Here is a 15,076-nt window from a genome sequence, read left to right as displayed (position 1 = left end):
AAGAAGGGAAAATCTCATGAGCGTGAAAGTTGTGGTCTGCTACGGCCATCCCGACGACCCGGATGCCTTCGACGGCTACTACCGCGACACCCACATGCCGCTGGCCCGCGCGATTCCCGGGCTGGTGGACTTCACCTGGGGCAAATGCAGCGCCTTGGAAGGCGACAAGCCGCCGTACTACGGTGTCGCGAGCCTGTTCTTTCCCGATGCGGAGACCCTGCACCAGGCCTTGACGTCGGCGGAAATGGCGTCCGCTGCCCAGGACGTGCCGAACTTCGCCAGTGGCGGGGTGACGATGTACACCCAGGAAGAGCAGTCGTTCGTCACTGCATAAGTCATCGGCCGGACCCCTGCCCTGTTCAAGAGGGTGTCCGGCCGACTTTCACCAACAGATACGGGAAGGGTCCGAGTGACGAGCTTGGAGTCAGGGCAATGCAGGATCGCCCGGGAGATGTTTGCCTCGGATGCCGCATCACAGGACCTCGGCATCACGATCGAAGACCTCACACCCGGCCACGCGGTGGCGGTGATGACGGTTACCTCAACCATGGTGAACGGGCACGGCATCACGCACGGCGGGTTCGTGTTCACCCTCGCCGACACGGCGTTCGCCCTGGCATGCAACGGTTACGACCAACCCGCCGTCGCCGCCCGCGCGGACATCCGGTTCCTGTCCTCGACCCGCCTCGGTGACACCCTCGTCGCCGAGGCCGTCGAACGAGCCCGCTTCGGCCGCAACGGAATCTACGACGTCACCGTCCGCCGCGACGGCGACGTGATCGCCGAGTTCCGCGGCGACAGCCGCACGATAGGGTCCACACGAGCTGAAGTGGACAACGCTCAGGTCAGCTGAGAGCTGAGGTCACCTACCGCGGGGCAGATTGGTCAGGTAGATGGCAGCCACATCCGACCAGCCGGGCGGCCAAGGGTGTGCGTCCACAGTGCTTTCCAGATCAGCAAGGACTTCATTGATTCCCGGTCCTGCGTCCAGCAGTGGGCGGATGAGCCCGTGCTCGGAACAGGTCACGATCGCGGGAACGAGTTCGCTGACGGCATCATCGGTTCGACCGGCCGCGTGCAGCGCACAGACGAGGAGTAGACGTGTCCTCAGTTCCGCACGCGGCCGCACTGATTGCCGTGCACGGTCGAGTAGTTCGGTGGACAGCGTGATCGCCTGAGTGGCTTCCTCCCTGCCGCCGGGGTCGGCGAGCAGGAGCCGAATGGTCGAGTCGGTGTCGAGTTCGGCGGTCACTGCCGCGATACCGTCGGACGCCACACCGGTGGGTGGTCGGTGCCCACCGATGTGGCGTTCGGTGATCAGGCCGGCGCGGATACGTTCGTTCTCGATCCTGGCCGCCAGTCGAGGCAGGGATAGGTTCGCAGCGATCTCGGCGCCTTCGCGGAGTCGTTGTTCGGCGGCGGGGTGGTCGCCGCGGAGCAACTTGATGCGGGCGCCGGTGCCGTACGTGGCGAGCATGAAGTCCACTACCCCACCCTCGGATCCGAGTTCGTGGCTTTCGTCGAGGAGCTTTTCGGCGTCGCCGATATGTCCCTGTTCGTACAACAGGTCGGCGAGGATCGCGCCCGCAAGGCGTAACGCGTGCGAGGAGCGGCCGCCGATCTGACGGGCGAGTTGCTGGGCGGTGCGGAAGGCGTCGTGTGCGGCGCTGGTATCGAGTTGTTCCATGGCGGCGATGCCAGTGAAACATGCCCCGTACATCACGCTGAACGGCCCGGTGGTGCGTTCGTGGTAGGGGCGGGCCCACTCCTGCCAACGGCGGGCGGCGGCGAAGTCGAAGGTGTAGATGGCTTGATATGCGGCGACGTTGGCCGCCGCGGAGACGACGAACGGGCGTAGTGTGTCGGGTCGGGTGAGGCATTCCGCGATTCGTTTGTCCAGGTCGGCGACATGATCGGCGAACAACTCACTGACCCCCCGAACGAGGGAGAGTTCAGCGAGTAGATCGGCGGCGTCGGCGGGCGCGTCGGCGGTAGGTATGCGTTCGAGTGCGGATTCGGCACCGCGAAGGGCGTCCTGAATCGGATGGGGCGGGTGGTGCAGCAAGACGTGCGCCCAGGCCACCGCGATCTGCAGGCGCGGACGGGTATGTACCTGCTCGGGGACGAGTTTCGCGGTCAGTCCCAGCAGTGTGGCCATCTGGGAGTGCTCGATCAGCAGCATGCCATGAGTTTCGACGAGGTCGGCCGCAGTCTCGGGGTCACCGGCGGCCAGGGCGTGGTCGACCGCTTCACTGAGCATGGCGTGTTCAGCGAACCATTGTGAGGCCACGAAATGCAGGTGCCTGACCAGGTCAGGGTGGTCGCGTTCGAGGCGACGGCGCAGAAAGTCGGCGAACAGGTGGTGATATCGGAACCATTCGCCGTCGTCGTCGAGCCTGCGGAGGAACAGGTCGCGTCCCTCGACCTGCTCGAGCATGGCCTGCCCGCGGGGGACCTCGGCCAACCGGGCGGCGAGCGGCCCGCACAGCCGTTCGGTGACGGAACTGCGCAGCAGGAAGTCGAGGATGTCCGGTTCGAGGGTGTTGAGGACGTTCTCGACCAGGTAGTCGCCGATCGCACGGTGTCGACCGGACAGGTGCCCGATCAGCTCGGTGGGGTTGTCGCGGCCGCGTAGCGACAGGGACGCGAGCTGTAAGGCGGCGACCCATCCGTCGGTGGAGGCACGCAGCCGAATGACGTCGTCGGCGGCCAGGGTGAGACCACCCAGGTCGACGAGAAAGGAGCGGGCTTCGTCGTCGTCGAAGCGGAGGTCCGTGCCATCGATTTCGACCAGTTCGTCGAGCACCCGCAGCCGGCTCAGCGGTAGCCCGGTCCGGCTGCGGCTGGTCACCACGACCTGCAGATGGTGGCAGCTGTTTGTTAGAAGAAAGTCGATCGCTTCGATGGTGGCATGGTCGGTGATGCGGTGCCAGTCGTCGATGATCACCACGACCAGTTCACCGGTCTGGTGGATCTCGTTGATCAGGGAGGTGAGCACGTACCGTTCGGCGTCGTCGCCGTGTTCCTCGAGGGCTTGCCCGAGTTCGTGGGCCAGGGCAGGGCGCACCGTGCGGATGGCTTCGGTCAGGTGGGCGAGGAACCAGACTGTGTTGTTGTCGTCGTGGTCGATACTCAGCCAGGCCACGGGGATGCCCGCTGTGATCAAGTGTTCGCGCCATTGGGCTGCGAGGGTGCTCTTGCCGAATCCGGCTGGTGCGTGAATGAGGACGAGGCGTCGTCGTTGGCCGGCTCGGAGGAGGTCGAGCAGCCGTGCCCGAGGCACGAGGGCACGAGTCGGGGTGGGCGGACGAAATTTGGTCGAGGCGCTCGGTGGTGCCACCGCTGTCGGGGTTCGTGGGCGCGGCAACGTCACCGGGGCATTGGTGTGCATGGGTTCGCGTGGTCCGCTGAGATCCTCAGGTAGGGCCATCTCGTCGACGGGAACACCGAGCCGGCGCTGCACGTCGCGCATCCGCTGGGCGAATTCGGCGACGGTAGAGGGACGCTCCGTCGGATCGCGGGACATCGCCTGCTCGAGGATGGTGCAGACAGTGTCCGGGACTCCGGTGGGGCGCAAGTCGGGAATCGCTTCACCAGTGATACGCAGGAACTGAGCAACGATCCGTTCGCCGGGCCTGCGTTCGAACGGGGAGTGGCCGGTGAGCAGACAATAGAGGGTGACCGCGAGACTGTAGACGTCCGAGGTGACAGTGGGGGTTTCTCCCTTGAGGACATCGGGGGCGGTGAACGAGGGGGAACCTGCAACCGTGCCGGTGGTGGTTTCGAATCCTCCGGTGACCCGAGCGATGCCGAAGTCGGTCAGTTGCGGCTCACCGTAAGCGGTGACCAGGATGTTGGCGGGCTTGACGTCGCGGTGCACGATGCCCGCGCGGTGCGCGAGGTGCAAAGCCCCGGCGAGTTTGACACCGATGGACAGGACCTCGCGGACCGAAAGTGGGCCCTGCTCACGGATGCGGGTGTCGAGTGAGGCGCCGGAATGATACGGCATGACGATGTAGGGACGGCCGCGGGAGGTCACCCCGGTCTGCAGGACGTCGACGATATTCGGGTGCCCGGACAAGCTGCCCATCGCCTGTTGCTCGCGCAGGAACCGCGCGCGATGATCCTGGTCCGTGTCCTCGGTGAAGAGCACCTTGATGGCGACGGTGCGGTGCAGAGCCGTTTGCCGGCACCGGTAAACGACCCCGAACCCGCCGCGGCCGATCTCACGGGCGTCCTCGAACCCGGCCTCGGCGAACTCGTCCTCGAGCGTCGGGCCCGCCTGCGCCTGGGTCGGCTCGGGATCACCGGGATGTAAGGACATCTCACCCGTCCGATGTCGCATCCGGCACGAGCAGAACACTCGCCGCGCAGCGTCCGGGCACCGTCGGACAGCGGCCGCGGCGTTGTTGAGGGTGTGAGCGCATCTCTCCTCGACCATCGCCGTGCACAGACAGGTAGGCGATCGATCCACTACGACAACATCGGTGCCCCGGAGATCGTCCGGCCACCTAGGGTCACCGTCCTGGATCGACCCACTTCAGTATGCGCGCGGCGGTCAGCCTGCAGGCGAACTCGCGTAGTTCCGCTCCCATCCCTGGGGAACGTTGTCGTGGCCGGTGACGAGGGCCTGTGCCCGGTATTCCCGCGGTGAGATGCCGTAGGTGGTTTTGAACAACTTGGAAAAATACGAGGAGTCGAGCAGGCCCCATTGGGCGGCGACCGTCGCGATCGGTGTCGTACTGTTTCGAGGATCGACCAGGTCACGGCGGCAGTGTTCGAGACGTCGGCGGCGGATCCACTCGGTGACGGTAGTTCCTTCGCCCTCGAACATCTTCTGCAGGTAGCGAGGTGAGATGTTGTGGGCGCGGGCAATCAGCGCCGAACTGAGCTCGGGATCGTAGAGCCGGGCGTCGATGAACGATTTGATCTGCAGCACCAGGGCGGCCCGGTGCGTTTCCGGGGGCACATTCGATTCGCAACCGAGCTGCTCGGAAAGTGCTGCTGCCAGCAGATTGAGAACCCCATTCGACAGTTGCTGGTTGGCGGCAAGCTCTTCGACACCGCGGAGTTGCTCGGCGATACCCACCAAGAACTTGGACACCAATCCACCGACGCCGCGGCGGCCGGAAACACGACGAGCGGTCATGTCCCTCAACGCGTCCGGCCGCAGATGAATCAGCTCGGACGGGAACATCACCACCAACTGCGCGAAGTCCTGTTCGAACGCAACTTGGTAGGGGCGACGGGTGTCGTAGATGCTGAAATCTCCCGGGGTCAGCGCCGCCTCACGATCGTCCTGGGTCAGGACGCAGTACCCGCGCAGCTGCATCCCCAATTTCAGATACCCGGGATCGGACCGGCGGATCGCCTCGGGGCTACGACGCACCTCGACCGGCCCTCCGGTCACCTCGGAGACCTGCAGTGCCCCGATCGCTTCGGTCAACAGGTGTCCATCGAAGACGCCGGAGGCGTGAGACTCGGCATCGAGCGGCACGAATGCGTTGGATACCATTTCCCGCCACGCGCCGAACTTCTCCTGTGCGGGAAAGTCATTGAACGAATACAGGGAACTCACGGATCTGTCCTCACTCCCAGCTGTCCGCGGCGCCAGGCAGGCACCGTACGGCGGCTGTCGTTGCTCGTCGCTCACGTGGCAAGCAAAATCTCAGAGGCAGACACACCCCTTCGGCAACAACGTTTTCGGCTTATGCTCAGGGCGTTTCTGTCCTCTGTCGGCAACGATAGCCGTGTCAGGGATGGGGCATTGTCCGCAGAGCGCAGAGACTATCCATTCTGCGCAAAGACTTTGTCACTCTGCTGATCTGGCGGTACCTCATGCCTTGCTCAAGGTCACCGACGGGGATTGGCCGTATCGTTTGCGATACTCGACGGAGAACCGGCCGAGATGCCGAAAACCCCAGCGGTAGGCGATATCCGACACCGAAATATATCCCGGTTCCGCCGAGACCAGGTCCTCGTGCGCGCGCTCGAGGCGGATGCCACGCAGATACGCCAACGGCGCGGCTCCGACATACCGGGCGAATCCGTCCTGCAGGGTGCGCACACTGACACTGACCAACTCGGCGAGGGTGCGCACGGTCCAAGGCTCCTCGGGATGAGCGTGCATCGCATCGAGCGCCGCCTTGACCGTCCGCGGGCGGGCCGCCGGCACCCGCGAATCGAGCAACTCCCGCTGATCATGAACCGCCGACACCAGCAAACCCCTGGTCAAAGCCTCGACAAGGGGCCTGGAGACGAGCGGCGAGTAGAGCATGCTGTGGTCGGTGTCCAGGTCCGACACCAGGGTCCTCACCAGCGCCAGCCAGCTGTTGACCTGCGGATTCGTCAAATCGAGCAGCGGGTCGAAGGTCACCGGCGTACGTGCGGGCCGCCCGACCATTTCCTGAAATTCGGCCTCGAGGTAATCGCGATCGAATTTGATGCCGTATTGGGCACCGTCCGCGCTCCACCTGGTGATCCTGGTGGCCCGGTGCGGGAGGTAGATGCACGCCTGACCGGGGGTGAAAGTATGCTCTTGACCGGCGGATTCCGTGTCGTGTCGGCCGGCGATCGGGATAGCGACGTTGTAGGCGTTGCCGAGTTCGCCAAAATCGAGACTGACTTCGACACCGTAGGAGAGCCGCCCGACCGTCAGCGGGCCGAGATGAACCAGATGCAGGGACATGTCCATGCCCTCGCCGCCGCTGAGCTGGTGTAACCGGTGCGGAAAGTAGGTACGGCCGAGCGCTGCCTGAGCCTCGTCGCGGTCGTGGGCGTCGAACGCCCGGACCTCGCGTTCCTCCGCTTCACCGGCGGCGTCATCCGCCGCCTGCGGTGACTCCTGCATCGTCTCTTCACCTCCAAAACCCCAGGCTACGCGCCCGACAAGTTACAACCGACACGTCGAAACCGACGGCTCCACACCAGATCTTGGCAGGTTGGTGCCGCCGCCGAGGAAAGATACCCGAGTGCGGTGCGCCTCGGATCGCCAGTTTCTAGTGAGGGCTGCGCGTGTACGCAAACCCGTGCGGTTTTCTCCAACTATCCGTGCGCTCGAGTGCATGACTGGGCGGTGCGGACGTGTACATACTCGTGATGCGGGTCACAACCGACCACAGTAATCGGGTGCAGACACCCTTGAGCGCATGAAACAAGCGCAATCGACTCACCCAGAAATCCCGTGTCACACACACCGACGCGTCCGACGCGTCAGCAGGAGGAGACCTTCCATGAGCAAGCGAATCGCCATCGTCGGAGCCGGCACCGCCGGCCTGCACCTCGGTCTGTACTTGAACGAGAAGGGCATCGATGCAACGATTTTCACGGATCGCCGCCCCGAGGAGTACGCGAACATCCGGCTACTCAACACGGTGGCGCACCACTCGGTGACCATCGACCGTGAGAACGCGCTCGGGATCGACCACTGGCCGAACGACGGCTACTTCGGTCACTACTACTACGTCGGGATCCCCGGCATGCCGATCCGTTCCTACGGGGACCTGGCCATGCCGAGCCGCGCGGTTGACTACCGAATCCTGCAGCCGCAGCTGATGCGCGACTTCGAAGAACGAGGCGGAAAGATCGAATACCGCCCGATCGGGGTCGAAGACCTCACCGACCTGTCCGACGACTACGACTTGGTCGTCATCGGCACCGGCAAGGGCGGACTCGGCACCCTGTTCGCCCGCGACGAGCAGAGCTCACCGTTCACCGAACCGCAGCGCCAGCTCTGTGTCGGCATCTTCAAGGGCATCGCGCCCGCCGAGACCCGGGCCGTGACCTTCTGCATCTCCCCCGGCGCCGGCGAGATGATCGAGATCCCGACGGTGACCTTCAGCGGCGACGCCACCGCCCTGGTATTCGAGAACCACATCGGCAGCGACCTCGAGGTCCTCGCCCACACCCGCTACGAAGACGACCCGCGAGCGTTCCTCGACCTGGTGATCGAAAAGCTCAAGCAGCACTACCCGATCACCGCCGAGCGCCTCGACGAGAAGGAGTTCGACGTGGCGAACAGCCACCTCGACATCCTTCAGGGTGGTGTCACGCCCACAGTCCGGCACGGACACGTCAAGCTCGACAACGGCAAGCTCGCCGTTCTGCTCGGCGACGCTCACGCCACTGTCGACCCGGTCCTCGGCCAGGGCGGCAACATGGCTTCGTACGCCGCCCACGTACTCGGCGAGGAGATCGCCGCCAACGAGGTGTACGACGAGCTGTTCTGCGAGCGTGTCGACGCACGCCGCGCCGGCCGCGTTCTCGGCGCCACCCGCTGGACCAACTTCATGCTCAGCAACCTCAAAGAGCTGCCGAACCACTTCGTCGAATTCCTCGGCCGCGTGATGATGGACCGCCAGCTCGCCGACCGATTCACGGACAACTTTAACTACCCCGAAAAGCAGTGGGACATCTTCTCGAGCCCGGAGAACATGGTCGCCTGGATCGAGGCGAACGAGACCGGCGCGGAGGAGACCGAGCGCCCTTTCGCACAGACGGGAGCACAGTCATGACCAGCGCGGCCGAAGCTCCCCCCGCGCCCGAAGTTCTCCCCGCACCGGCGGAGGTCGCCGCCGACTCGACTCAATTCCGAAATTCGGTCGCTCTCTTCGCGACCGGCATCGCGGTAGTGACCATGCAGGATGGTGAAGGCGGTGTACACGGCGCTACCATCAACAGCTTCACCTCGATCAGCCTCGACCCGCCGACCGTGATGATCTCCCTCAAACCCGGCTACGCCCACGAGCTGATCAGCAAGAGCGGCTGGTACGGGGTAAGCGTCCTGAGCAAGACCCAGCAGGAACACTCCCGATACTTCTGCGGCACCCGCGACAGCGACTGGCATCCTCAGTTCGTCGCCGGCGAGAACGTGCCCACTCTGTTCGGCAGCCTCGCCCGCTTCGAATGCAAGGTCATCGACACCATCACCGTCAACGATCACACCCTGTTCCTGGCGCGAGTTGCCCGATGTGAATCCGAGGACGGCTCACCGCTGATGTTCTTCGCCAGTACCTACCACCAGCCGGCCCTCGGCGAGAGCTGACGTCAGTAGTCCCGGGCGGCCGCTGACGCGTTTTACCCACAAAAAAACCTGAGATACACGGAGAAACCATGAAAACGCTCGAACGGAAGATTTACGGACACGGAGTGCTGATGATCCTCAGCACGCTGATCTTCGGGTTGTTCCTGTGGATGAACCTCGTCGGCGGCTTCGAGATCGTTCCGGGGTACATCATCAACTTCAACATCCCCGGAACCGCCGAAGGCTGGGCAAAGGCGCACGTTGGGCCGGCACTCAACGGCATGATGGTCATCGCCATCGGCCTGGTCCTGCCCAAGCTGGCGTTCCCGATCAAGACCGCCAAGAAGCTCGGGTACATCATCGTGCTCGACGGCTGGGGCAACGTGTGTTTCTACTTCTTCAGCAACTTCGCCCCCAGCCGCGGCCTGAGCTTCGGCTCGAACCGCCTCGGTGAGACCAACATCTTCGGCATCCTCGCCCTGGCCCCGGCCTACGTCTTCGGTGTCCTGGCAATCGGTGCACTGGCCATCATCGGTATCAAGGCCCTGCGGCAGACCGACGCCGAGGATCGCGCCATCGAATCGGCAAATGCCTGAGACCACCTTCACTGAGCGGATCCGACGACTCGGGTCCCGCTTCACAGCCCCTCGACCTACCCAGAAAGAACACGCGATGACCACTGCAGACACCCTGCCCGGCGTCGGCACACCGCTGCCCGCCGGGACCCCGACCCAACTGTTCCTCAACGGCAACTGGCAGCCGGCCTCCGACGGCGGCGTCTTCACCAACATCAACCCCGCCACCGAACAGGTCCTGGCGGAGGTGTCGGCCGGAACCCCCGACGACATCAACGCGGCCGTCCGCGCAGCCCGAGCTCAGATGGGCGGCCAGTGGGGCGCGACCCCGGGGGTTGTGCGCGGACAGATTCTGAACAAGATCGCCGATCTGATCGAGCGCGACATCGACATCCTCGCCACGCTTGAGGCGCTCGACGTCGGCAAGCCGGTCGGTCAGCCCAAAATGCTCGACGTCCCCAACGCGGCCGCCACCTTCCGGCACTTCGCCGGCTGGGCCGACAAGATCACCGGATCCTCGATCCCTACCGCCGGATACTTCGGCAAGCCGACCCATTCGTTCACCGTTCGGGAACCGGTCGGGGTCATCGGCGCGATCGTTCCCTGGAACACCCCGCTGATGATCGCAGCCTGGAAGCTCGCCCCAGCGCTGGCCTGCGGCAACACCGTCGTCGTCAAGCCGCCGGAAGAGGCCCCGCTCTCGATCCTGCACCTGGGCAAGATCCTCGAGGAAGCCGGCCTGCCGGCGGGCGTGGTCAGCATCGTGCCCGGTAACGGCGCCGTCACCGGCAACGCGCTCGTCGAACATCCCGACGTCGACAAGATCAGCTTCACCGGTTCCCCGGCGGTCGGCCGCCTGATCCAGCAGCGGGCAGCGGCGACATGCAAGCGCGTCACCCTCGAACTCGGCGGCAAGTCCCCACAGATCATCCTCGATGACGCCGACGTCGAGGCCGCCGTGCAGGGCACCGCCATGGGGTTGTTCTTCAACCAGGGCGAGGTCTGTGCCGCCGGCACCCGGGTGTTCGTGCACCGCTCCCTTTACAACGACGTCGTCGACGCGCTCAGCGGGGCCGCTAACGCGCAGGTTCTCGGAGATCCGTTCGACCCGTCGACCACGCTCGGTGCGTTGGTCAGCGCCAAGCAGCGGGACACCGTCCTGAGCTACATCGAACAGGGCAAGAAGGAAGGTGCCCGCGTCGCCGCCGGCGGTACCCGACCCGATCACTCCGGGTACTTCGTACGGCCGACGATCTTCGCCGACGCCAACAACGACATGACCATCGCGCGGGAAGAGATCTTCGGTCCCGTCGGTACCGTCATCGCGTTCGATGACCCGGAGGAGGCGATCCGCCTGGCCAACGACACCCAGTACGGTCTCGCGGCCAGCATCTGGACCCGCGACGTCTCGCGTGCTCACACCCTGGCCCGCCAGGTGCGTGCCGGTGCGGTGTGGGTCAACGGCTGGGCCGCCATCGACCCGGCACTGCCCTGGGGCGGCATGAAGACCTCCGGCATCGGCCGGGAACTCGGCTACGCCGGCATCCTCGCCAACACCGAGGAAAAGGTCGTCACGATCGTCCTCTAGACCGATCGGCTGGTTGACCCCTGCCCTGCAGCGGTCAACCAGCCGACCCCCACGATTCCCTCTGCCCTCCGGAGTAGCAATGAACGCCTATCGCGCCCACACCGACCAGCCCTGTCTGCAGCTGAAGGGAGTGGTGAAGCGGTTCGGGAACACCACCGCGGTGGGCGGGGTGGACTTGCAGCTCGCACCCGCTCGGATCCTGGCCCTGCTCGGCCCCAACGGTGCGGGCAAGACCACCACGATCGAGATGTGCGAGGGGTTCATTGCGCCGGAAGAGGGAGAAATCTCCGTACTCGGGTTGAACCCGTGCACCGACTCCGATGCCCTCCGTCCCCGCATCGGGATCATGTTGCAAGGTGGCGGTGGCTACCCGGGGGCACGGACCGGTGAGATGCTCCGGGTCGTCGCGGCCTGCGCGGCCGACCCGCTCGACCCGGAATGGCTGCTGCAGACCCTCGGGTTGGCCGACGCCACCCGCACACCGTTCAAACGTCTCTCGGGCGGTCAACAGCAACGCCTGTCGTTGGCGTGTGCGCTCGTCGGGCGGCCCGAGTTGGTCTTCCTGGACGAACCAACAGCCGGACTCGATCCGCAGGCGCGCCATGTGGTGTGGGAATTGATCGACAGTCTTCGTCGCGACGGTGTCGCGGTCGTGCTCACCACCCATCTGATGGACGAAGCGGAAGCTCTCGCCGACGAGGTTGTCATTCTCGACCACGGACGAATCGTCGCCGCCGGATCCCCGGGCGAATTGGTCCGCCGCGGAGCCGAACAGCAGGTACGTTTCACTGCGCTACCGGGCCTGGATCTTTCGACCTTGCGGACGACTCTCGCGGGCACCCACCGGGTCGACGAAACCGGACCCGGCTCCTACCTCGTCGAAGGCCATCTGAGCCCGCAGCTGTTGACGACCATCTCCACCTGGTGCGCTGGGATGAACGTGCTCATGACCGAGTTGCAGGTCGAGCAACGCAGTCTCGAAGAATACTTCCTCGACCTGACTGGGCGGGAGTTGAGCTACCGATGAGCACCCTCTCCCCCGGCCCGATGTTCACCGCCGGCACCTTCGTCCCCACACCGCGGCGGAACACCGCTTCGGCCATGATCGCTGCCCTGACCCGACTCGAAGCAACACTGCTGCTCCGCAACGGCGAACAACAGCTGTTGACGATGATGCTGCCCGTCACCTTCCTGATCGGACTGACAGTCCTGCCGATCGGAACCATGCCCGCCCCCCGCATCGACACGGTTTTCCCGGTCGTTCTCACGGTGGCGATCATGTCTACCGGATTCACCGGCCAAGCCATCGCTATCGGGTTCGACCGTCGATACGGAGCGTTGAAACGGCTCGGCGCCAACGCCATCCCCACATGGGCGATGATCACCGGCAAGAGCGCCGCGGTCGTGATCGTGGTAGGCCTGCAAACGTTACTGCTCGGCACCATCGCGGCAGTCCTTGGCTGGCGACCGAACCCGCTGGAATTGCTCCTCATTGCCGCGGTGATCATCGTCGGCACCGCCGCTTTTGCCGCGCTCGGGTTGTTGCTCGGCGGCAGTCTCCGTGCCGAAATCGTTCTGGCGCTGGCGAATATTCTCTGGTTCGTGCAGCTGGGAGTGTGCTCGATGTCGATGCTGCCCGGCACCTCTTCCACGGTGCAGAACCTGGTCGAACTCACGCCCGCCGGCGCCCTCACCGACGCGCTCCACCAGGCGAACACCGGCAGCCTCGCACCGTCGAGCCTCATCGTTCTGATGGTATGGGCCTCTGCTGCAACAGCTTTGGCACGGAGAACCTTTTCCTTCTCCTGACCTTCGCATGGTTGGCTGACCCCGATCCTATCTGAACGGGACGAGCCCGCAGCCCACAAGCTTCGGCGAACGCCATTCATTCTGGTAGGAACGCGATCTGAGGTCCACGGGAGTGTTCGGAATCGTCGCACAATTTGGGCGCAGAATGACAAGACCTGACTGCATCGAATGACACAAGATGTGAGTGCAGTCACAACGCGGAACGTGTGTGTTCTACACCGCGACTGTGACACGAGTGCCGCGGATGAGCGCCCGGACTGCATGAGTTCGCCGACGACACCGCACAGGTTCCGCTCGATCCGCTGACAGCATCGGCGAAATTGTGCGGATGCACCGCAGGGCTTTGGAGACCACCGAATCCCGCCGCGGACCCGGCCCACGACCTACACCGCGACCAGCTCGACCACGGGCTGGCGAACAGAAAAGGAGATGAGATCCATATGACCGACAAGCTGAAGTTCTTCTCGCAGGAGTGGTGTGACGCCGCACGCGAGGCTGTCAACGCGAACCCGGACGTCCTCGCCGGATTCAAGGACGCGTCGTCGTTCACCAACAAGATGGAATTCGGCGTGATCGGCCGTGACGACGTCGCCAGCCACCTCGAGTTCAAAGAGGGCAAGGTCGTCTCCTGGTCACCGCGCGTCTTCGACCAGAGTGAGCTGTGGCTGGTCATCAACGGCAGCTTCCAGACCTGGCAGACCGCGGCCGCCGGTGAGGAAGAGGGCGGAAAGCTTCTGATGAAGGGCCTGATCAAGTTCGCCAAGGGACCGATGTCCGCGGCGATCGAGAACGCCGGCGCCCTCAACGCGTTCCTGCGCACCTGGGGACAAATCCCCACCGACTGGGACGTGTAATCGACCTCCGTCAATTCGCTCACACCAGTTAGCCCCTCGCGCGGGACTCATGTCCCCGCTGGAACGAGTCCCGCGCGGGTCCGACCCCTCACCGAACACCATGCTTGGAAAGGCCTTGACCCATGACAACCGTCGAGAAGGGCTACGCCGTCACGATGTACGACGGCGAGGACGCTAACGGCGTCGCCGGTATTGTCGGGATGCTGCTCGGGCAGAATCTCGAGAACTTCCCCTCCCGCGTGAAGTTCGCGCGGCGCATCTCCCGGCCGGTATCGATCTACAGCACCGACACAGAGACCGCCTGCACCATCATCTTCGGCAGTGACGAGGCCGTGGTGTACAACGACATCGTCGGCAAACCCGCCGTCACGGTGATGGCGACCGTCGATCAGATTCTCGATGTGTCGCAGCTGCCGATGAAGGCCGGTGGCCTGGTGCCGGTCGGATTCTTCACCGGCCGCGGTATGTCCGTTCTCGGGGAAATCCTCAAGCACAAGCTCGTCGTCAAAGGTCTGCTGACCCACACCGTGACAGCGCTGCGCACGATCGCGTTGGTCTCGGTCGTCGACGCATGACCGCGCTCTCAGGCCGTGGACGTCCGGCAAGTCACGCCCTCGACGACGAGCGCACCGATGTCATCGAATTGCCGTATGTCGGTGACGCCGAGGCATTCGCACCGGATCCGCCGCGGGCGTCGACGAAGATGAACATCGCCCGCGGGCTGCTCGTGCTCGCGTTGATCCCGGTCGGTGCGTTCTACTTGTACCCGCGGATCCACGATCTGACGGCGACGCCGTACCGGCTCGACCAAGCGGTGGTTTCCGCGGGCAACTACAACCCTGCCCTGAACCAAATCGTCGAGCACGAAGAGGTCACCCTCGCCGCGTTCGATTCGCTCGAGAAGATGGAAGCCTCGCTGGCGAGTGTGCTGAGCACCGACGCGACGGTGACCGCAGAGCTGAACACACTGATCGGGCAGATCAGCGGAGACGTCCAAGCCACCTTGGATCACGCCGGCGCGAACGTGACCGACCTGGTCGCCTCTCTCGATACGTTGACCGCGCACATCAATTCGCTGCAGCCCGCGGCCGATGGCGCTACTGCGGCCGTCGCCGCCGACCGGGCCACCTTGGACGCGATCCTCACCGACGCACGCTCGACCGCCGAGAAGGTCCACAGTGCCCGTCTGTCCGCGGAAGAGTCCGCCAACGATTTGTCCGGAAAGTAG

At 64.5% G+C, this 15,076-nt stretch carries 14 protein-coding genes; 11 read left to right on the top strand and 3 right to left on the bottom strand.

The annotated features are described in order from the left end of the window. Window positions 1-16: 16 nt before the first annotated feature. Together L1080_RS35790 and paaI are read left to right on the top strand one after the other, a co-directional pair. Window positions 17-334, top strand: coding sequence for an EthD family reductase (locus tag L1080_RS35790; protein WP_250777645.1), 318 nt, complete (start codon window positions 17-19; stop codon window positions 332-334). Window positions 335-451: 117 nt separating this feature from the next. Beyond that, window positions 452-853: a hydroxyphenylacetyl-CoA thioesterase PaaI gene (paaI, locus tag L1080_RS35785; RefSeq protein ID WP_284709013.1), complete on the top strand. Its 402-nt coding sequence runs from the start codon at window positions 452-454 to the stop codon at window positions 851-853. Between the two features lie 9 nt (window positions 854-862). Here the strand turns inward: paaI and L1080_RS35780 are convergent, their stop codons facing one another. The 3 genes from L1080_RS35780 to L1080_RS35770 all read right to left on the bottom strand — a co-directional run bounded on the left by L1080_RS35780 (window position 863) and on the right by L1080_RS35770 (window position 6,850). After that, a complete protein-coding gene (locus tag L1080_RS35780; protein WP_250777667.1) occupies window positions 863-4,324 on the bottom strand; it encodes a serine/threonine-protein kinase in 3,462 nt (1,153 codons plus the stop codon). A 234-nt stretch (window positions 4,325-4,558) separates the two neighbouring features. Further along, window positions 4,559-5,578, bottom strand: a complete 1,020-nt coding sequence (locus tag L1080_RS35775) for an AraC-like ligand-binding domain-containing protein (protein WP_250777669.1) — start codon at window positions 5,576-5,578, stop codon at window positions 4,559-4,561. Between the two features lie 258 nt (window positions 5,579-5,836). Continuing rightward, on the bottom strand, window positions 5,837-6,850 hold the full coding sequence (locus L1080_RS35770) for an AraC family transcriptional regulator (protein ID WP_250777672.1): 1,014 nt from the start codon (window positions 6,848-6,850) through the stop codon (window positions 5,837-5,839). Window positions 6,851-7,232: 382 nt separating this feature from the next. On the opposite strand from L1080_RS35770, the gene styA reads away from it, so the two are divergent. The 9 genes from styA (at window position 7,233) to L1080_RS35725 (ending at window position 15,076) form a co-directional block, all read left to right on the top strand. Then, window positions 7,233-8,513, top strand: coding sequence for a styrene monooxygenase subunit StyA (styA, locus tag L1080_RS35765; protein ID WP_250777675.1), 1,281 nt, complete (start codon window positions 7,233-7,235; stop codon window positions 8,511-8,513). Beyond that, window positions 8,510-9,043, top strand: a complete 534-nt coding sequence (gene styB, locus L1080_RS35760; protein WP_250777678.1) for a styrene monooxygenase NADH-dependent flavin reductase subunit StyB — start codon at window positions 8,510-8,512, stop codon at window positions 9,041-9,043. Before styA ends, styB begins: the two co-directional genes overlap by 4 nt. A gap of 68 nt (window positions 9,044-9,111) precedes the next feature. After that, on the top strand, window positions 9,112-9,618 hold the full coding sequence (styC, locus tag L1080_RS35755) for a styrene-oxide isomerase StyC (protein ID WP_250777681.1): 507 nt from the start codon (window positions 9,112-9,114) through the stop codon (window positions 9,616-9,618). A gap of 76 nt (window positions 9,619-9,694) precedes the next feature. After that, the gene (gene styD / locus L1080_RS35750; RefSeq protein ID WP_250777683.1) at window positions 9,695-11,185 is read left to right on the top strand and encodes a phenylacetaldehyde dehydrogenase StyD; all 1,491 of its coding nucleotides are present in this window, start codon (window positions 9,695-9,697) and stop codon (window positions 11,183-11,185) included. Window positions 11,186-11,264: 79 nt separating this feature from the next. Further along, complete coding sequence (locus tag L1080_RS35745; RefSeq protein ID WP_250777685.1) at window positions 11,265-12,212, top strand: ABC transporter ATP-binding protein; 948 nt, start codon at window positions 11,265-11,267, stop codon at window positions 12,210-12,212. Continuing rightward, window positions 12,209-12,994 carry an ABC transporter permease gene (locus L1080_RS35740; protein ID WP_250777687.1) on the top strand — a complete coding sequence of 262 codons (786 nt, stop codon included), beginning with the start codon at window positions 12,209-12,211 and terminating at the stop codon, window positions 12,992-12,994. Before L1080_RS35745 ends, L1080_RS35740 begins: the two co-directional genes overlap by 4 nt. Window positions 12,995-13,434: 440 nt before the next feature. Next, window positions 13,435-13,848 (top strand): hypothetical protein, encoded by a 414-nt coding sequence (locus L1080_RS35735; protein WP_073359527.1) that lies wholly within the window; start codon window positions 13,435-13,437, stop codon window positions 13,846-13,848. A gap of 122 nt (window positions 13,849-13,970) precedes the next feature. Further along, a complete protein-coding gene (locus tag L1080_RS35730; RefSeq protein WP_064080099.1) occupies window positions 13,971-14,423 on the top strand; it encodes a hypothetical protein in 453 nt (150 codons plus the stop codon). After that, window positions 14,420-15,076, top strand: a complete 657-nt coding sequence (locus L1080_RS35725) for a hypothetical protein (protein WP_250778069.1) — start codon at window positions 14,420-14,422, stop codon at window positions 15,074-15,076. Before L1080_RS35730 ends, L1080_RS35725 begins: the two co-directional genes overlap by 4 nt.

The organism is Rhodococcus sp. MSC1_016 (assembly GCF_023667485.2).
GTDB lineage: Bacteria > Actinomycetota > Actinomycetes > Mycobacteriales > Mycobacteriaceae > Rhodococcus_F > Rhodococcus_F oxybenzonivorans.
The sequence above is the reverse complement of the archived record's forward strand: the minus strand, read 5'-3'. Positions and strand labels throughout refer to the sequence as shown.